Origin of the sequence: Pseudomonas sp. KnCO4, assembly GCF_045344305.1 — a bacterium.
In the GTDB taxonomy this organism is placed as follows: domain Bacteria; phylum Pseudomonadota; class Gammaproteobacteria; order Pseudomonadales; family Pseudomonadaceae; genus Aquipseudomonas; species Aquipseudomonas anuradhapurensis.
Genome location: NZ_CP174199.1, coordinates 2,226,713 through 2,243,941 on the forward strand (window position 1 = coordinate 2,226,713; position 17,229 = coordinate 2,243,941).

14 protein-coding genes and 1 pseudogene are annotated in these 17,229 nt (G+C 66.6%); 7 read left to right on the forward strand and 8 right to left on the reverse strand.

The annotated features are described in order from the left end of the window. Positions 1–10: 10 nt before the first annotated feature. From ACJA3S_RS10460 to glcD, 6 genes are all read right to left on the reverse strand, one after another. Entirely contained in the window at positions 11–349 is a 339-nt protein-coding gene (locus ACJA3S_RS10460) for a hypothetical protein (protein WP_406821761.1), read from the reverse strand. A gap of 199 nt (positions 350–548) precedes the next feature. Further along, entirely contained in the window at positions 549–2,720 is a 2,172-nt protein-coding gene (locus ACJA3S_RS10465; protein ID WP_406821762.1) for a malate synthase G, read from the reverse strand. Positions 2,721–2,765: 45 nt separating this feature from the next. After that, positions 2,766–3,164 carry a heme-binding protein gene (locus tag ACJA3S_RS10470; protein WP_406821763.1) on the reverse strand — a complete coding sequence of 133 codons (399 nt, stop codon included), beginning with the start codon at positions 3,162–3,164 and terminating at the stop codon, positions 2,766–2,768. Then, positions 3,157–4,392 (reverse strand): glycolate oxidase subunit GlcF, encoded by a 1,236-nt coding sequence (gene glcF, locus ACJA3S_RS10475; protein ID WP_406821764.1) that lies wholly within the window; start codon positions 4,390–4,392, stop codon positions 3,157–3,159. The genes ACJA3S_RS10470 and glcF overlap by 8 nt, the downstream gene beginning before the upstream one ends. A 9-nt stretch (positions 4,393–4,401) precedes the next feature. Continuing rightward, positions 4,402–5,454 (reverse strand): glycolate oxidase subunit GlcE, encoded by a 1,053-nt coding sequence (glcE, locus tag ACJA3S_RS10480; protein WP_406821765.1) that lies wholly within the window; start codon positions 5,452–5,454, stop codon positions 4,402–4,404. After that, on the reverse strand, positions 5,454–6,953 hold the full coding sequence (gene glcD / locus ACJA3S_RS10485; RefSeq protein ID WP_406821766.1) for a glycolate oxidase subunit GlcD: 1,500 nt from the start codon (positions 6,951–6,953) through the stop codon (positions 5,454–5,456). The genes glcE and glcD overlap by 1 nt, the downstream gene beginning before the upstream one ends. 196 nt (positions 6,954–7,149) lie before the next feature. Between glcD and glcC the strand changes: the two genes are divergently transcribed. Beyond that, the gene (gene glcC, locus ACJA3S_RS10490; RefSeq protein ID WP_170029396.1) at positions 7,150–7,914 is read left to right on the forward strand and encodes a transcriptional regulator GlcC; all 765 of its coding nucleotides are present in this window, start codon (positions 7,150–7,152) and stop codon (positions 7,912–7,914) included. A 92-nt stretch (positions 7,915–8,006) separates the two neighbouring features. Here glcC and ACJA3S_RS10495 read toward each other — a convergent pair whose 3' ends face one another. Further along, positions 8,007–8,324: a DUF2388 domain-containing protein gene (locus ACJA3S_RS10495; RefSeq protein ID WP_406821767.1), complete on the reverse strand. Its 318-nt coding sequence runs from the start codon at positions 8,322–8,324 to the stop codon at positions 8,007–8,009. Between the two features lie 209 nt (positions 8,325–8,533). Between ACJA3S_RS10495 and ACJA3S_RS10500 the strand changes: the two genes are divergently transcribed. Further along, positions 8,534–9,160 (forward strand): glutathione S-transferase family protein, encoded by a 627-nt coding sequence (locus ACJA3S_RS10500; RefSeq protein WP_406821768.1) that lies wholly within the window; start codon positions 8,534–8,536, stop codon positions 9,158–9,160. 36 nt (positions 9,161–9,196) lie between these two features. Here the strand turns inward: ACJA3S_RS10500 and mrdA are convergent, their stop codons facing one another. Next, positions 9,197–11,092 (reverse strand): penicillin-binding protein 2, encoded by a 1,896-nt coding sequence (gene mrdA / locus ACJA3S_RS10505; RefSeq protein ID WP_406821769.1) that lies wholly within the window; start codon positions 11,090–11,092, stop codon positions 9,197–9,199. A gap of 307 nt (positions 11,093–11,399) precedes the next feature. Here mrdA and ACJA3S_RS10510 point away from each other — a divergent pair, with 307 nt between their 5' ends. The 5 genes and pseudogenes from ACJA3S_RS10510 (at position 11,400) to alr (ending at position 17,141) form a co-directional block, all read left to right on the forward strand. Beyond that, positions 11,400–12,068: an ABC transporter ATP-binding protein gene (locus tag ACJA3S_RS10510; RefSeq protein ID WP_406821770.1), complete on the forward strand. Its 669-nt coding sequence runs from the start codon at positions 11,400–11,402 to the stop codon at positions 12,066–12,068. Beyond that, the gene (locus ACJA3S_RS10515; protein WP_406821771.1) at positions 12,065–14,527 is read left to right on the forward strand and encodes an FtsX-like permease family protein; all 2,463 of its coding nucleotides are present in this window, start codon (positions 12,065–12,067) and stop codon (positions 14,525–14,527) included. The genes ACJA3S_RS10510 and ACJA3S_RS10515 overlap by 4 nt, the downstream gene beginning before the upstream one ends. Further along, positions 14,517–15,584, forward strand: coding sequence for a lipocalin-like domain-containing protein (locus ACJA3S_RS10520; protein WP_406821772.1), 1,068 nt, complete (start codon positions 14,517–14,519; stop codon positions 15,582–15,584). The genes ACJA3S_RS10515 and ACJA3S_RS10520 overlap by 11 nt, the downstream gene beginning before the upstream one ends. 61 nt (positions 15,585–15,645) lie before the next feature. Then, positions 15,646–15,745, forward strand: a pseudogene (locus ACJA3S_RS10525) (IS5/IS1182 family transposase); the annotation flags it as partial. Positions 15,746–15,911: 166 nt separating this feature from the next. Continuing rightward, positions 15,912–17,141: an alanine racemase gene (gene alr / locus ACJA3S_RS10530; RefSeq protein WP_406821773.1), complete on the forward strand. Its 1,230-nt coding sequence runs from the start codon at positions 15,912–15,914 to the stop codon at positions 17,139–17,141. Positions 17,142–17,229 lie beyond the last annotated feature (88 nt).

Here is a 17,229-nt window from a genome sequence, read left to right on the forward strand (position 1 = left end):
AGGCGTGTGGTCAGAAGCGGGCCGTGCTCACTGTGATGTAGCCTTTGTCCGCCAACGCTATGCGTATCACCGTTTCGTCCGCCGGCGCCTTGCGGTTGCGCCTGATGCACACGCCGTCCACTGCTGCTGCCTTCATGTGCTGGGCAATGGCTCGCCCGTGCGCGTCGAAGAACACTTCGCTGGCCAGCAACTCGATTCGCTCGATCAGTTGCCGGGAGCGTTCATCCGTGGCGCAGAAGAACATCACCCCCGACAGGTGCGGGTCGTCATCCGGGTTGTTCATGTCATGGGCCAGCAGTTCGCGCAGGGTGCTGCGCAATTCGGCGGTGGAGCGGGCGTACAGGTGCATGCGGAGCCTCCTCTGGATCGCGACCTTGCGTCATCCAGTGCCGATCATGTTTGCCTCGGCCAGGGGCAACAAGTAAGACGTTTCCGAGTGCCGCGTAGGAAATTACTGCGCGTGACAGACGCCACCCCGGCTGGCCAGGAGCAGTAGGGAAGCAGCCTGGGGTAACGCCAGGCCGCTTCCCTCTGAATGCCTGGCACCGCTAGCGCTGGACCTCCTGTTTGAAGCGCAACCGCCAGCCGTGCAGCAAGGGTTCGGTGTAGCCGCTGGGCTGCTGTCGCCCTTCGAACACCAGCGCCCGTGCGGCGCGGAAGGCGTGTGAAGCGGCGAAATCGGCCGCCATCGGGCGGTACGCCGGGTCCGCGGCATTCTGCTGGTCGACCACGGCGGCCATGCGCTGCAGGGTCGCCTCGACCTGCTCGGCATCGACCACCCCATGGTGCAGCCAGTTGGCAATGTGCTGCGCCGAAATCCGCAGGGTGGCACGGTCTTCCATCAGGCCCACGTCGTGGATATCCGGCACCTTGGAACAGCCGACCCCTTGCTCGACCCAGCGCACCACGTAGCCGAGGATGCCCTGGCAGTTGTTGTCGAGCTCGGCCTGGATCTCGGCTGCGCTCCAGGGGCGGCCGGGGCTGACCGGAACACTGAGCAGGTCATGCAGCAACGCCGCGCGCTGGCTATCCAGGTCAAGCTGTTCCAGCGCCTGCTGCACCGCTGCCACATCCACCTGGTGATAATGCAGCGCATGCAGCGTCGCGGCAGTGGGCGAGGGCACCCAGGCGGTGTTGGCGCCAGCCCTGGGCTGGGCGACTTTCTGTTCGAGCATGGCCGCCATCAGGTCAGGCATGGCCCACATGCCCTTGCCGATCTGCGCCTTGCCACGCAGGCCGCAGGCCAGCCCGACCAGCACGTTGCTGCGCTCGTAGGCCTGGATCCAGGCGCTGCCCTTCATGTCGCCCTTGCGCAGCATGGCCCCGGCCTCCATGGCCGTGTGCATCTCGTCGCCGGTGCGGTCGAGGAAGCCGGTGTTGATGAACACCACCCGTGACGCGGCGTTGGCGATGCAGGCCTTGAGGTTGACGCTGGTACGCCGCTCCTCGTCCATGATGCCCATCTTCAACGTGTGCGCAGGCAAACCCAGCAGCGCTTCGACGCGGCTGAACAGTTGGTCGGCAAAAGCCACTTCGGCCGGCCCGTGCATCTTCGGCTTGACGATGTACAGGCTGCCCTCGCGGGAGTTGCCACGGCGCTTGAGATCATGCAGGCCGATCAGGCTGGTGACCACGGCATCGAGGATGCCCTCCGGAATCTCCTGGCCGTCACGGTCGAGAATGGCCGGGTTGGTCATCAGGTGGCCGACGTTGCGGATGAACAGCAGCGAGCGGCCCGGCAGGGTCAAGGGCTGGCCGTCCGCGCCTTGGTAGTTGCGGTCTGCCGCCAGGCTGCGGACAAAGGTCTTGCCGTCTTTGCTGACCTGCTCGCTGAGGTCGCCCTTCATCAGGCCGAGCCAGTTGCGGTAGACGTTGACCTTGTCGTCGGCATCCACTGCGGCTACCGAGTCTTCGCAATCGATGATGGTGGTGAGCGCCGCCTCCAGGAGAATGTCCTTGACCCCGGTCAGGTCCTGCTGGCCAATTGGGTGGTTGGGGTCGATCTGGATTTCGAAATGCAGTTGGTGGTGCTGCAACAGGATCGCTGTCGGCGTATGCGGCTCGCCTTGGTAGCCGCGCAGTTGCCCAGGATGCTCAAGGCCGACCTGACGGCCATCGGCCAGGGTCACCTGCAGCCGGCCATGGTCGACCGTGTAGGCCCTGGCATCGTCATGTGATGCACCTTGCAGCGGCGCGCTGGCGTCGAGGAACTGCCGGCCAAAGGCAATCACCTTGGCGCCGCGCACCGGGTTGTAGCCGTGGCCACGTTCGGCACCCTCGGTTGCGGCGATGGCATCGGTGCCATACAGCGCATCGTACAGCGAGCCCCAGCGGGCGTTGGCGGCGTTCAGGGCATAGCGGGCGTTGCTCAGCGGTACCACCAGCTGCGGGCCGGCCTGCACGGCAATCTCGCGGTCGACGTTGCGAGTACTGACGCGCACGTTGGCGGGCGCATCCACCAGGTAGCCGATGCCTTGCAGGAACTGCTGGTAGGCGGCCATGTCACTGATCGGGCCGGGGTGCTGGCGGTGCCAGTGGTCCAGTTCTGCCTGCAGGCGCTCGCGTTCGGCAAGCAGGGCGCGGTTTTGCGGGGCGAGGTCGTGAACCAGGGTGCTGAAGCCGTGCCAGAAGGCACGGGCCTCGATGCCGGTGCCGGGCAGCACTTCGTCTTCGATGAAGCGCTGCAGGGTGGGGGCGATGTGCAGTGGAGGGTTTGGCATGGTCTGTTCGCTCGATAGTCGGTGTTCGAAAGGGGGGCAGAGGAATCAGAGGGCGGCAGCCCCGGCCATGGCCACCTGGGCATCCTGCCCGGGCTTGACCCCGGATACGCCAATGGCGCCTACCACCTGGCCATCCACCTGCAGCGGCACGCCCCCTTCGAGGCTGGTCAGCAGCGGCGCGGTGACGAATGCCGTACGGCCTGCATTGACCATTTCCTCGTAATCGCGTGTCTCTCTGCGCCCAAGCGCTGCGCTGCGCGCTTTTTCCATGGCGATGTAGGCGCTGGCCGGGGCGCAGCCGTCCAGGCGTTCCAGGGCCAGCGGGTGGCCGCCGTCATCGACCACGGCAATGGTCACGCGCCACTGTTGCGCCAGGGCTTGCTGGCGGGCGGCGCTGAGCACACGGGCGACTTCGGCCTGGCCGATTACGGGCTTGCTATGCATGGTGGTTCTCCGGGTTCAAGGCTGCTTCGACAATTTCGATCCAGTGCCGCACCGGCGTGCGCCCGGCCCCGTCGAGGTGGGCCTGGCAGCCGATGTTGGCGGTGGCAATGACTTGCGGTTTGCCGCTTTCCAGGGCGTTGAGGCGGTTGTCGCGCAATTGCCGCGACAGCTCAGGCTGGGTCAGCGAGTAGGTGCCGGCCGAGCCGCAGCACAAGTGGCTGTCGGCGACCGCGGTCAGGGTGAAGCCCAGGCGTGTGAGCAAGGTTTCCACGGCGCCGCCCAGCTTCAGTGCGTGTTGCAGGGTGCACGGGCAATGGAAGGCCAGGCGCTGCTCGGCGCACAGGCCCAACTGCTCGACCGGCTCGTCGCGCAGCACCTCCACCAGGTCACGCGACAGCGCGCTGACGCGTGCGGCCTTGGCGGCGTAACGCGGGTCCTTCTCCAGCAGGTGGCCGTAATCACGCACGAACGCGCCACAGCCGCTGGCGGTCTGCACGATGGCCTCGGCGCCGGCCTCGATGGCTGGCCACCAGGCGTCGATATTGCGCCGCGCTCGTTGCAGGCCTTGTTCCTGGGCATTGAGGTGGTAGTCCACCGCGCCACAGCAACCGGCTTGGCGGATCGGCTCCACGCTGATGCCCAGGCGGTCCAGCAGGCGTGCGGCGGCAGCATTGGTGTTGGGCGACAGGGCCGGTTGCACGCAGCCTTCCAGCAGCAGCACCCGGCGCGCATGGCGGGCTGGCGGACGCACGCCGGGGGCGGCGACCCGGGCCGGCAGCTTGTGCCTGAGCGTGGCCGGCAGCAGCGGGCGCAGCGCCTGGCCGCTGCGGGTCAGGGCCTTGAACAGCGCCGGGCGCGGCACCACCGCACGCAGGCCCTGGCGCAGCAGGCGCTGGCCGAGTGGGCGCGGTACCTGCTGGTCGACCACGGCGCGGCCGATGTCCAGCAAGTCGCGGTACTTCACCCCGGAAGGGCAGGTGGTTTCGCAATTGCGGCAACTCAGGCAGCGGTCCAGATGTGTCTGGGTACTGGCGCTCACCGGTTCGCCTTCGAGCACCTGCTTGATCAGGTAGATGCGCCCGCGTGGGCCATCCAGTTCATCGCCCAGCAGCTGGTAGGTGGGGCAGGTGGCGGTGCAGAAACCACAATGCACGCAGGAGCGCAGGATGCTTTCGGCTTCGTCGGCGCGGGCCAGGCGCCGGGCGCTTTCGCTGAGGTTGGTTTGCATGGTCTGGGCTCACAGGTCCGGGTACAGGCGGCCAGGGTTGAATATGCCCTGGGGGTCGAGTTGCTGCTTGAGGGCACGGTGGTAGCGCATCAGCGCAGGGGTTAGCGGTGGGCTGCTGGCCGTGCCGGGGGCGTAACAGGTGGCATGGCCACCCACCTTGGCAACCTGCTCGCGGATGTCCTCTGCTGCTGCGGTGGATTTCAGCCAGCGCTGGGCTCCGCCCCAATCAAGCAGTTGTCGGCCGGGCAGCTCCAGCTCACCGGTGGCCAGCGGCACGGACAGGCGCCATAGCGGTGCGGGGTCGGCAAAGAACGCCAGGCGCTGTTCGCGCAGGTCGCTCCAGAAACAGCTGTCGAGCGGTTCGCCGCCCAGGCGCTGGCGGGCTGACTGCACCGAGCCTTCACCGCCTTCCAGGCGCAGGTACAGCGCATCGCCGTCATGGCAGGCAGCGCTGATCGGCAGCGGCTGCTGGCCCCACTCGGCAAGCTCCAGCAGGGCCTCGTGGCGGCTCATTGACAGGCGCAGGCTCAGGCACTGGCGCGGACGCGGCAGCACTTTCAGCGATACCTCGGTCAGCAGCCCCAGGCAACCGAAGCTGCCGGCCATCAGCCGTGACACGTCGTAACCGGCGACGTTCTTCATCACTTCGCCGCCAAAGCGCAGCAACTTGCCGTGGCCGGTGATCACCCGTGTTCCCAGCAGGTAATCGCGCACCGACCCGGCCCACGGCCGCCGTGGCCCCGACAGCCCGGCCGCGACCATGCCACCAAGGGTGGCCTCGGCGCCCAGGTGCGGCGGTTCGCACGGCAGCATCTGGCCGGCTTCGTGCAGCACCGCCTCGATTTCCCGTAGCGGCGTACCGGCCCGGGCGGTGAGCACCAGCTCGGTCGGGTCGTAGCTGACGATGCCGCGGTGGCTGCGGGTGTCCAGCACCTCGCCGGCAACCGGGTTGCCGAGCATGGCCTTGCTGTTGCCGCCCTGGATACGCAACGCCGTGGCCTGGTTCAATGCCTGGCTGACCTGCTCCAGCAGGGCCTGGCTCATATCACGGTCGATGCTCATCAGAAGCGCTCCAGCTCGGGGAAGGGCAGTTGCCCGTGGTGCACATGCATCGCGCCGAACTCGGCGCAGCGGTGCAGGGTGGGGATGATCTTGCCCGGGTTGAGCAGGCCCTGTGGGTCGAAGGCGGCCTTGACCGCATGGAACAGGGTGATTTCCTCGGCGTTGAACTGTGCGCACATCTGGTTGATCTTCTCGCGCCCGACACCATGCTCGCCGGTGATGCTGCCGCCGACGGCCACGCACAGCTCGAGGATCTTGCCGCCGATGGCCTCGGCGCGCTGCAGTTCGCCGGGCAGGTTGGCATCGAACAGGATCAGCGGGTGCATGTTGCCGTCGCCGGCATGAAAGACATTGGCTACGCGCAGGCCATACTCGTGGGACAGCTCGCTGATGCCCTTGAGCACCCGTGGCAGCTCGCGGCGTGGGATGGTGCCGTCCATGCAGTAATAGTCCGGGGAGATGCGCCCCACTGCCGGGAAGGCGTTCTTGCGCCCGGCCCAGAAGCGCACGCGTTCGGCCTCGTCGCTGGCCAGCCGCACCTCGCGCGCCCCGGCCTCGGCCAGCACGCCGGCGACCCTTTCGCAGTCGTCGTGCACGTCGGCTTCGACGCCATCCAGCTCGCACAGCAGAATGGCCGCCGCGTCCACCGGGTAGCCGGCGTGGATGAAATCCTCGGCGGCGCGGATCGCCAGGTTGTCCATCATTTCCAGGCCGCCGGGGATGATCCCGGCGGCGATGATCTCGGCCACCGCCCGGCCAGCGTCCTCGACACTGTCGAAACTGGCCAGCAGCACCCGTGCCACCTGAGGCTTTGGCAACAGCTTGACGGTGACTTCGGTGACGATGCCGAGCATGCCTTCGGAACCGGTGAACAGGGCCAGCAGGTCGAAGCCGGGGCTGTCCAGGGCATCGCTGCCCAGGGTCAGGCGCTCGCCTTCGACGGTCAGGATCTCGACCTTGAGCAGGTTGTGCACGGTCAGGCCGTATTTCAGGCAGTGCACGCCACCGGCGTTTTCGGCCACGTTGCCACCGATGGAACAGGCGATTTGCGAGGACGGGTCTGGCGCATAGTACAGGCCGTGCGGGGCGGCGGCCTGGGAGATGGCCAGGTTGCGCACGCCGGGCTGCACCCGGGCGAAGCGGCCCTGCGGGTTGACTTCGAGGATGCGGTTGAAGCGCGCCATCACCAGCAGGATGCCCTTGGCCAGCGGCAAGGCGCCGCCCGACAGGCCGGTACCGGCGCCGCGCGCAACCACCGGCACGCCGCGCTGGTGGCAGAGCCTGAGCAAGGTCTGCACCTGCTCCAGGCGCTCGGGCAGCACCACCAGCAGCGGTACCGTGCGGTAGGCCGAAAGGCCATCGCATTCGTAGGGTTTGAGGTCTTCCTCGCGGTGCAGCACTTCGAGGTCCGGCAGGGCTTCACGCAGCGCCTGCAGCAGGGCGGCCTGGTCCACGGCGGGCAGTGCGCCATCGACACGTTCGTCGTACAGGATGTTCATGGGTTCACTCGGCAACGGTTTTTGTCGTTATTGGCACATCGCTCAGCCTGTCCAGCCTGAGCGTCATGGCGGCCGCGGTCGAGTAGCTGGCGAACTGGTCCTACCAGTTTATGTAGCCGGTGCTGGTTATTGATGGGTTTGCTCGGCTAGATTGAGCCGGGTAGGCGAAGTGGTCCTACCAGCAGGAGGGTGCACAGTGGGTACGGAAGGCAAGGCCAAGGTCGCCGACCAGGTGGCCGAACGGGTCGAACGGCTGATCGTCGAGGGCGTGCTCAAGGTCGGCCAGGCGCTGCCGTCGGAGCGGCGCCTGGTGGAAAAGCTGGGCTGCTCGCGCTCGGCACTGCGGGAAGGCCTGCGCATCCTGCGCGGGCGCGGCATCATCGACACCGAGCAAGGGCGCGGTTCGTTCGTCGCCGACCTGACCGGCCAGGCAGGCGGCACGCCGTTGATGCACCTGTTCAGCTCGCAGCCGCGCACGCTGTTCGATCTGCTGGAGGTGCGTGCGCTGCTGGAGGCGGAATCGGCGCGCCTGGCGGCCTTGCGTGCCACCGATATCGACCGTTTGCTGATCCGCCGGCGCTATGAAGAGATGCTGGCTGCCCATGCCGCCCAGGAGCCACTCGATGCCCGTGAACATGCCCGCCGCGACCATGCCTTCCACCGCGCGATCAGCGAGGCCTCGCACAACCCGGTGCTGGTGCATACCTTGCAATCGCTCAGTGACCTGACCTTGAGCACCGTGTTTGCGTCGGTCAACAACCTGTATTGCCGCCCCGCGCAGAAGCGCCAGATCGACCGTCAGCATGCCCGGTTGTACCACGCCGTGATGGAGCAATTGCCCGAGCAGGCGCAGCGCGCGGCACGGGAACACATCAACGGGATACGCGACAGCTTGCGCGAAATCGAGCAGGAGGAGCAGCGCCTGGTGCGAGCGACCATGCGCATGGATGGCTGGGGGTGAAATTTGCCTGTGCCTGCCCTTTCGTGGGGGCACCCGCGCCCACAACGGCCGTAGCGGCCTTGTGGGCGCGGGTCACCGGCAGGCTGGCCTGGTCAATGATTGGCTACGCTATCGTCCTGCGACAGGATGGCCTGGGCCAGTTCTTCGTCACTGGCCTGCAGGCCGGGGTGGTCCTTGCGCGCCTGTTCCAGCGCCGCCTCCACATAGGCGCCACGGATTGCACCGCCACTGGCGACATAAGCGGAAAGCTCGTCACGCGCCGGGATGATCCGTTTGTCGTCCTTGAAGGTCGAATAGAGCGAAGCGGAAACACCAGCCGAGGTGGCGACGTCGCCCGCGTCGACGTCAGCCAGGGCAGCGCCGGCAGGCAGCAGGAGCAGCAAGGCAGGGGCGAGGAGTAGGTGGCGCATGGCATGTTCTCCAGTAACGTGCAGCACAGGGAAATAAACCACTCAGTGTTTAAGAGCGCGCGAACCTGGCCGGAGTTCCATGGGTGTTCCACGGCAGGGGCGTTCAGCTGCTGCACGCGTGCATTGACTGTGGCGCGCCCGGCGTGATTTGCTCGGGCTTGCCCACCACGGGCCTGCACGATCATTCAACGGAATCTGAAGGTCCTCTCATGCCCGACTACAAACTGCATTGCTTCGCCGAATCCGGTAACGCCTACAAGGCTGCCCTGATGCTCGAACTCACCGGCCAGGCCTGGCAACCGGTGTTCGTCGATTTCTTCCATGGCCAGACCCGCGAGCAGGCCTGGCGCGAGGAAGTGAACGAACAGGGCGAGGTGCCGGTCCTGGAACACGCCGGCAAGACCCTCACCCAGTCGGCGCTGATCCTCGAATACCTCGCTGCGCAGACCGGACAGTTCGGCCCGCGCGACGAAGACGAAAAACGCGAAATCTGGCGCTGGATGCTGTTCGACAACCACAAGTTCACCAGCTACTACGCGGCGTTGCGCTTCCTGTTTTGCCTGAAGAACACCGGCGAAACCGAGGTGACCCGGTTCCTCCGTGAGCGTGCCCTGGCGGCCTATCGCATCGTCGACGCACACCTGGCCAAGACCCCTTTCATGGTAGGTGGGCGCCTGACCATCGCCGACCTGTCGCTGGCGGGGTATGTGTACATGCCGGAGGACACCGGCATCTGGGTGGCGGATTTCACCCATATCGAGGCCTGGAAGGCTCGGATCCAGGCATTACCGCGGTGGAAACACCCGTACGAGCTGATGCCGCGCGAAGCCGCCTGAGGCGTACCGCTGCCAGGTGACACGCCGTTTTCACGCCTAGCTGTGTGGCGCAGCATGCGCGCCTGCGCCACCAGCATATTCAGGCTTCAGATGGCCCTGTTCGTCCAGCAGATAGGCATCCATTACCTCCCGCACCACCGGGCCCGCTACCCGTCCGCCGGCTTCCCCGTTCTCGATCATCACCGCCACCACCACGCTTGGGTGGTCAGCAGGCGCAAAACCGACGAACAGGGCGTTGTCGCGGTGCCGTTCCTGGGTTTTTTCGCGGTTGTAGCGCTCGCCCTGCCTGATCGCCACCACCTGCGCGGTGCCGCTCTTGCCGGCAATCCGGTACTGCGCGCCAGCCGCTGCGGCACGGGCGATCCCGCGCGGGTCGTGCATGACCATCTGCATGCCCTGGCTGACCTGGTCCCAGGCATGCCTGTCATGCAGCACGATATCGGGCATCGGGTGCGGGTCGAGCGGTGCAGTGCCGCCCACGGTCATCGCCAAGTGCGGGCGGTGCCACACGCCCTTGCTCGCCAGCAGGCTGGTGGCCTGGGCCAGCTGCAGCGGGGTGACCTGCATGTAGCCTTGGCCGATGCCGAGGATCAGCGTCTCGCCGGGGAACCAGGCCTGGCGCCGCGTGGCCCGCTTCCACTCGGGCGACGGCATCAGCCCGGCGGCTTCCTCGAACATGTCCAGCGACACCTTCTGGCCCAGGCCAAACTCGGCCAGGTAGTCGTGCAGGCGGTCGATGCCGAGCTTGTGTGCCAGGTCGTAGAAGTAGGTGTCGTTGGAGCGCATGATCGCGCTGTACATGTCCACCCAGCCATCGCCGCTGCGGTTCCAGTTGCGGTACTTGTGGTCATAGTTGGGCAGTTCGTAGTAGCCCGGGTCGAAGACCCGGCTGCCCGGGGTGATCACGCCGCTGTCCAGGCCGGCAATGGCCACCTCCGGCTTGACCGTCGAGCCCGGTGCATACAGGCCGCGCAGCACGCGGTTGAACAGCGGCCGGTCGATCGAGTCGCGCAGCGCAGCGTACTGCTTGTAGCTGATGCCCTTGACGAACAGGTTGGGGTCGAAGCTGGGGTTGCTGACCATGGCCAGCACATCGCCGTTGGCCGGGTCGAGTACCACCACCGAGCCACGGCGGTCGCCCAGGGCTTTTTCCGCCGCCAGTTGCAGGTGCGCGTCCAGGGTCAGGACGATGTCCTGGCCGGGGGTCGGGTCCTTGTGGTTGAGCACCCGCATCACCCGGCCCTGGGCGTTGGTCTCGACTTCTTCATAACCCACGTGGCCGTGCAGCTGGCTTTCGTAGAAGTGTTCGATACCGGTCTTGCCGATCGACTGGGTGCCGCGGTACTCGGTGTTGTCGAGGGCCTTGGCCTCTTTTTCGTTGATCCGCCCCACGTAGCCCACCGAATGGGCGAAATGCTCGGCCAGCGGATACTCGCGGATGAACTGCGGCTCCACTTCCAGGCCCGGCAGGCGGAACTGGTTCACCGCCACCAGGGCGATCTGCTCTTCGCTCAGGCCGACCATCAGGGTGACTGGCTCGAACGGCTTGCGGCCCCGACGCAGGTCCTTGTCGAACTGCTTGCGCTCGTCTTCGCCCAGGCCCAGCACCTGCGCCAGGGTGTCGAGCACCTTGGCCGTGTCGCCGCCGGCCCGTTCGCGGGTCATGGTCAGGTCGAAGCTGGGCTTGTTGTCGGCCAGCACCACACCGTTGCGGTCGTAGATCAGCCCGCGCTCGGGAGCGATGGGCAGCACGTGCACGCGGTTGTTTTCCGACACGGCGCTCTGCTGCTCATGCTGCACCACCTGCAGCACATAGAGCCGGCCCACCAGCACGGCACACAGGCTGAAGACCAGGGCGGCGCAGGCCAGGAGCCGGCGGTTGACCAGGTGCTTTTCCTTTTCGTGGTCCTTGAGGGGGATGGGTTGCGGCATCGGCGGTTCTGTCTGCGGGTGGTGGGGCTGGATGACGGCGGACGCCGTGCAAGCTGACCTGTGGGCGCGAGCGCTGTGGCAGCGGGGGCGGTGATGCTACGCAAGCTACCAGGCCCTCTCAAGGCAAAAGCCTGCCGGCGCTAAAGCAATGGCAGCTGCCACGCCCGTAATCACGCGGGCCGCCGGCAACATGAAGATTTGTTCATCACGGCGCTACCAAGCTGCAACCTGGCCCTGCAACGATGCACGCGCATTGCCCTGAACCTGCTATGCCTAAAAGGACACTTGAAGCCAACAGGGCCTATCGATGCTGGTCATCGAGCAATTGCACAAATCGTACTCCACCCCACAAGGCCTGCTGCCGGTATTGCAGGGCGTCGACCTGCGCCTGGCCCGTGGCAGCAGCCTGGCGCTGATGGGCGAGTCGGGCAGCGGCAAGAGCACCTTGCTGCACCTGCTGGCCGGCCTCGACCGCGCCGACAGTGGCCGTATCCTGATCGACGGCGCCCCGCTCGATGGCCGCTCCGAGGCGGCGCTGGCGCGCTGGCGGCGGCAGGCGGTTGGCCTGGTATTCCAGCAGTACAACCTGATCAGCAGCCTGGACGTGGCGGCCAACCTTGCCTTCCAGGCCCGGTTGGCTGCGCGGCATGACCCGCAATGGGTCGCCTATTTGGTGCAACGCCTGGGCCTGGCGAGCCTGCTGGAGCGCTACCCGGAACAGCTCTCCGGCGGCCAGCAACAGCGGGTTGCCATCGGCCGCGCGCTGGCTGGGCGCCCGGCCTGGCTGCTCGCCGACGAGCCCACCGGCAGCCTCGATGAAGCCAGCAGCGACGAGGTGCTGAGCCTGCTGTTGCAACTGGTCGCCGAGGCCGGCAGTGGTGTGCTGATGGTGACCCACAGCCCGCGCCTGGCGGCACGCTTGCAGCAACGTTGCTACTTGCAGGCCGGCCGTGTGCGGGCCGAGCAGGGCGGATGAGGCTGCTGCCACTGGCCCTGTGGGCGCTGCTCAGCCATTGGCGGCGCCACCGGGTGCAATGCTTCAGCATTTTTACCGGCCTGTGGCTGGCCACCGCCCTGTGGACCGGTGTGCAGGCGCTGAACAGCCAGGCGCGCAGCGACTATGCCCGGGCCAGTGCGGTTTTGGCGGCGCCGCTGCAGGCGCAGTTGGTGGCGCGCAATGGCGAGCGCTTCGACCAGGCCCTGTACGTGCAGCTGCGCAGGCTGGGCTGGGCGGTTTCCCCGGTGCTGGAAGGCCGCTTGCGTTTGCCGGGCGAGCCGCCACGCAGTGTGCGGCTGATCGGCATCGAGCCATTGAGCCTGCCGCCGGCCAGCAGCGTTGCCGGGGTGCAGCTGCCGGCCCTCGACCTGCAAGCGTTCATCGGCTCGCCAGGGCAGGCCTGGGTGGGGCCAGATACATTGCGGCAGTTGAACGTGGAGCCCGGGGCGGCGGCACGCGACAGCGAAGGGCAGCTGTTGCCACCGGTGGTGCTGCAACCTGCGCTGGCCCCTGGGGTGATGGTGGTGGACATTGGCCATGCGCAGGCATTGCTGCATGCGCCTGGGCAGTTGTCGCGCCTGCTGCTGGCCACTGCGCCAGGGCCGCTGCCGAGAGCATTCGCCGCTGATCTTGAATGGCAGGCGCGGCAGGATGACGGTGGCCTGCAACGGCTGACCGACAGTTTCCACCTGAACCTCACGGCACTTGGCCTGCTGGCATTCGTCGTCGGCCTGTTCATCGCCCATGCCGCGATCGGCCTGGCGCTGGAGCAGCGGCGCGGGCTGATACGCAACCTGCGTGCCTGTGGCCTCCAGTTGAACACCCTGTTGTGGGCATTGGTGCTGGAACTGGGCCTGTTCGCCGTGCTGGGTGGCGTCGCCGGGGTGGCCAGTGGGTATGCCTTGGCCGCATGCTTGCTGCCCGATGTGGCCGCCAGCCTGCGCGGCCTGTATGGCGCCCAGGTGGCCGGCACGCTGAGCCTGCCGGCGTGGTGGTGGTTGGCGGGTGTGCTGGTGAGCGTGCTGGGGGCATTGCTGGCCGGGCTGAGCAGTGTACTGCGGGCCGCCCGGCTACCCTTGCTGGCGCTGGCGCAGCCCCAGGCCTGGCGCCAGGCGCAAGGGCCGTGGTTGCGGCGGCAGGCTTTGCTGGCGGGCCTGCTGCTGATGCTGGCCCTGGGCTGCGGCGTGCTGGGTAACAGCCTGCCCAGCGCGTTTGGCATGCTGGCAGCACTGCTGCTGGCGGCGGCGCTGTTGCTGCCCGCCTTGCTCGACAGGGCGCTGGCCTGGCTGGCGCGCCGCTGCCGGCGGCCGCTGGCGCAATGGTTCGTCGCCGACAGTCGTCAGCAACTGCCGGCCTTGGCGCTGGCGCTGATGGCCCTGTTGCTGGCGCTGGCCGCCAGCGTCGGTGTCGGCAGCATGACCGAAGGTTTTCGCAAGACCTTTGTCGGCTGGCTTGACCAGCGCCTGTCGGCCGCGCTGTACATCACCCCGCGGGATACCGCCCAGGGCCTGCAGATCAGCCAGTGGCTCGGGCTGCAACCCGGGGCCAGCACGGTACTGCCTGTCTGGCGCGTGGAAACGCAGTTGCAAGGTTGGCCGGTGCAGGTACAGGGCATCCTCGACCATCCGGCCTATCCAGCACGCTGGCCATTGCTGGAACAACAGCCAGGTGCCTGGGAGCAGCTGGCCCGCGGGCAGGCCGTGATGCTCAGTGAACAGTTGGCCAGGCGCCTGGAACTGCACCTGGGTGACCGCTTGAGGGTGCCGGCAGACACCTCGTCGGGCCTGACTGTCGTGGGGATATATGCCGATTACGGCAACCCCAAGGGCCATGCCCTGGTCGATGCTGGCTGGTTACGCCAGCACTGGGTGCAGGCTTCCCTGACTGGCGTGAGCGTCGATATAGCTGCAGACCAGGCGCCATCGCTCATCGCCGCATTGCAGCAGCGCTTTGCCCTGGACGACAGCCGGGTGGTCGAGCAGGCCCGCCTGAAACGCTGGTCGACCGAGGTGTTCAACCGCACCTTTGCCGCCACCGCGGCACTCAACAGCCTGACCCTTGGCGTGGCCGGCGTGGCGCTGTTCATCAACCTGCTGACCCTGGGCCAGACTCGCCTGGGCCAGTTGGCGCCATTGTGGGCGTTGGGGGTGCGGCGTGCGCAGCTGGCCTGGTTGAGCCTTGGGCAGACATTGCTGCTGAGCAGCCTTACCGTGCTGCTGGCGATTCCGCTGGGTATCCTGTTGGCCTGGTGCCTGGTCGCGGTGCTGAACGTGCAGGCATTCGGCTGGCGCCTGCCGCTTTACCTGTTCCCCGCACAACTGCTGCACTTGGCCCTGTTGGCCTTGCTGACCAGCCTGCTGGCCAGCGCCTGGCCCCTGTGGCAGCTGGCGCGTCGCCAGCCGCGCGAACTGTTGAGGCCGTTCACCGATGAGGCGTAGCCTGCGCGTACTGCTGTGTGGCTTGCTAAGTGGCTTGCTGGGTGGCTGCGAGCAGCCGACGGAGCAAAGCTATGCCGGGCTCGGCCAGCAGGCGGCTGCGTTCAGCCAGGTGACTCGTGGCCAGCACCTGGCCTTTCCACGCGACCATGGGGCGCATGATGGCTTTCGCATCGAATGGTGGTACGTCACCGCCAACCTGCAGGATGCCCGCCAGCGGGACTGGGGCGTGCAGTGGACACTGTTCCGCTCGGCCCTGCGCCCCGGCCCGGAAACTGCTGGCTGGAACAGCCCGAACCTGTGGCTGGGGCACGCGGCGTTGACCGGCCCGGGCGGCCACCAGTCGGCTGAGACCCTGGCGCGCGGCGGCATCGGCCAGGCCGGCGTTCAGGCCCAGCCGTTCCGGGCGTGGATCAATGACTGGTCGCTGCAGGGCAGCGTTGGCATCGACAACCTGCAGATGCTGGCCGCTACCGAAGGCTTTCGCTATGACCTGCAACTGCACAGCGACGGGCCTCTGGTGTTGCATGGCGAGCAGGGTTACAGCGAGAAGTCCGGCAAGGGGCAGGCTTCGTATTATTACAGCCAGCCGTTCTACCACGTGCATGGGTATGTGCAGCGTGACGGTCAATGTATTGCTGTCACAGGCCGGGCCTGGCTGGACCGGGAGTGGAGCAGCCAGCCCTTGGCCCCCGGGCAGACCGGCTGGGACTGGTTTTCGCTGCACCTGGACAACGGTGCCAAGCTGATGCTGTTCCAGGTGCGCCAGGCCCAGGGCGAGGCGTATCGCGCCGGGACCTGGGTTGGCCCGCAAGGTCAGGTGGTGGCGCTGGCGGGGGCGCAGGTCCAGTTGCAGGCGCAGGCCTGGACGCGGCAGAAAAACGGCAAGCAGGTGCCGACGCGCTGGCGGGTGCGGGTGCCGGGGCAGGGCGTGGATGTGCAGGCCGAGGCGCTGGAGCCGCAGGCGTGGATGGACACCCGCTTCCCGTACTGGGAAGGGCCGGTGCGGTTGACCGGGAGTGCGGGTGGGCGCGGTTATCTGGAAATGACCGGGTACTAGGTTCTGTACGCAAAGAGCTGTCGCAAACACCGCATGGAACAGGCCAGTGAGACCATGGCGGTTTGGCTGGCTGAAAGAGAACCGCCGCATCGTGACAGGCTTCAACAAGCTCGCGAAAAGCTACGCCCCCCATGGTCTCACTGGCCTGTTCCATGCGGTGTTGCGACATTTTGTTTCGTATAGAGCCTAGCCGGTGTTGGCTGGGCGCGACACAGCTGGCCATATCCCCAATGGCTGTGGCACCCTCGCTGAGGCGTGCCGAGCACCAATTCCCTTGGGTCTTTCCGGCCGCATACATCACCAAAAAAAAAGAATAGAGAAATCACCATGCCATTTCGCCGTACCCTCCTGGCTGCCTCCCTCGCTCTGCTGATCACTGGCCAAGCCCCGCTGTACGCCGCACCGCCGCTGTCGATGGACAACGGCACCACCGCCCTGACTGTGCAGAACAGCAACGCCTGGGTCGAAATCAGCGCCAGCGCGCTGCAGCACAACATTCGGACCTTGCAGGCCGAGCTGGGTGGCAAGTCGAAGTTGTGCGCCGTGCTCAAGGCCGACGCCTATGGCCACGGCATCGGCCTGGTGATGCCCTCGATCATTGCCCAGGGCGTGCCCTGCGTGGCGGTGGCCAGCAACGAGGAAGCCCGTGTGGTCCGTGCCAGTGGCTTCACCGGGCAGCTGGTGCGGGTGCGCCTGGCCAGCCTCGGTGAAGTGGAAGATGCCCTGCAGTACGACATGGAAGAACTGGTCGGCAGCGCCGAATTCGCCCGCCAGCTCGATGCCCTGGCCGAGCGTCACGGCAAGACCTTGCGCATCCACCTGGCGCTCAATTCCGGCGGCATGAGCCGCAACGGGGTAGAAATGGCCACCTGGTCTGGCCGTGGCGAAGCACTGCAGATCACCGACCAGAAGCACCTCAAGCTGGTCGCGCTGATGACTCACTTCGCCGTGGAAGACAAGGACGATGTGCGCAAAGGCCTGGCCGCCTTCAACGAGCAGACCGACTGGCTGATCAAGCATGCCAAGCTGGATCGCAGCAAGCTCACCCTGCACACGGCCAACTCCTTCGCCACGCTGGAAGTGCCGGAAGCGCGCCTGGACATGGTGCGCGCCGGTGGCGCGCTGTTCGGCGATACCGTGCCGACGCACACCGAGTACCAGCGGGTCATGCAGTTCAAGTCGCACGTGGCAGCGGTACACAGCTACCCGGCCGGCAACACTGTCGGCTACGACCGTACCTTTACCCTGAGCCGTGATTCGCGCCTGGCCAACATCACCGTCGGCTACTCCGATGGCTATCGCCGGGTGTTCACCAACAAGGGCCATGTGCTGATCAACGGCCACCGTGTGCCGGTGGTAGGCAAGGTGTCGATGAACACGTTGATGGTCGATGTCACCGACTTCCCCGATGTGAAGAGTGGCAACGAAGTGGTGTTGTTCGGCAAGCAGGCCGGGGGCGAAATCACCCAGGCCGAGATCGAAGAAATCAACGGCGCGCTGCTGGCCGACCTGTACACCGTATGGGGCAACTCCAACCCGAAGATTCTGGTCGACTGAGATAGCCGTTCCAGCAAGCCCTGGCGCTGCCGGCCCAGGGCTCGGGCGCTAGGTTCTGTACGAAAAGTCTTGAGACGCAGGTCAGGCA

Coding starts and splice junctions, on each gene's coding strand:
- ACJA3S_RS10520 (WP_406821772.1), top strand. CDS start 14,517: ATGAGGCGTAGCCTGCGCGTACTGCTGTGTGGCTTGCTAAGTGGCTTG.
- ACJA3S_RS10500 (WP_406821768.1), top strand. CDS start 8,534: ATGCCCGACTACAAACTGCATTGCTTCGCCGAATCCGGTAACGCCTAC.
- glcE (WP_406821765.1), bottom strand. CDS start 5,454: ATGAGCATCGACCGTGATATGAGCCAGGCCCTGCTGGAGCAGGTCAGC.
- glcF (WP_406821764.1), bottom strand. CDS start 4,392: ATGCAAACCAACCTCAGCGAAAGCGCCCGGCGCCTGGCCCGCGCCGAC.
- glcD (WP_406821766.1), bottom strand. CDS start 6,953: ATGAACATCCTGTACGACGAACGTGTCGATGGCGCACTGCCCGCCGTG.
- ACJA3S_RS10470 (WP_406821763.1), bottom strand. CDS start 3,164: ATGCATAGCAAGCCCGTAATCGGCCAGGCCGAAGTCGCCCGTGTGCTC.
- alr (WP_406821773.1), top strand. CDS start 15,912: ATGCCATTTCGCCGTACCCTCCTGGCTGCCTCCCTCGCTCTGCTGATC.
- ACJA3S_RS10465 (WP_406821762.1), bottom strand. CDS start 2,720: ATGCCAAACCCTCCACTGCACATCGCCCCCACCCTGCAGCGCTTCATC.
- ACJA3S_RS10515 (WP_406821771.1), top strand. CDS start 12,065: ATGAGGCTGCTGCCACTGGCCCTGTGGGCGCTGCTCAGCCATTGGCGG.
- ACJA3S_RS10495 (WP_406821767.1), bottom strand. CDS start 8,324: ATGCGCCACCTACTCCTCGCCCCTGCCTTGCTGCTCCTGCTGCCTGCC.
- ACJA3S_RS10510 (WP_406821770.1), top strand. CDS start 11,400: ATGCTGGTCATCGAGCAATTGCACAAATCGTACTCCACCCCACAAGGC.
- mrdA (WP_406821769.1), bottom strand. CDS start 11,092: ATGCCGCAACCCATCCCCCTCAAGGACCACGAAAAGGAAAAGCACCTG.
- ACJA3S_RS10460 (WP_406821761.1), bottom strand. CDS start 349: ATGCACCTGTACGCCCGCTCCACCGCCGAATTGCGCAGCACCCTGCGC.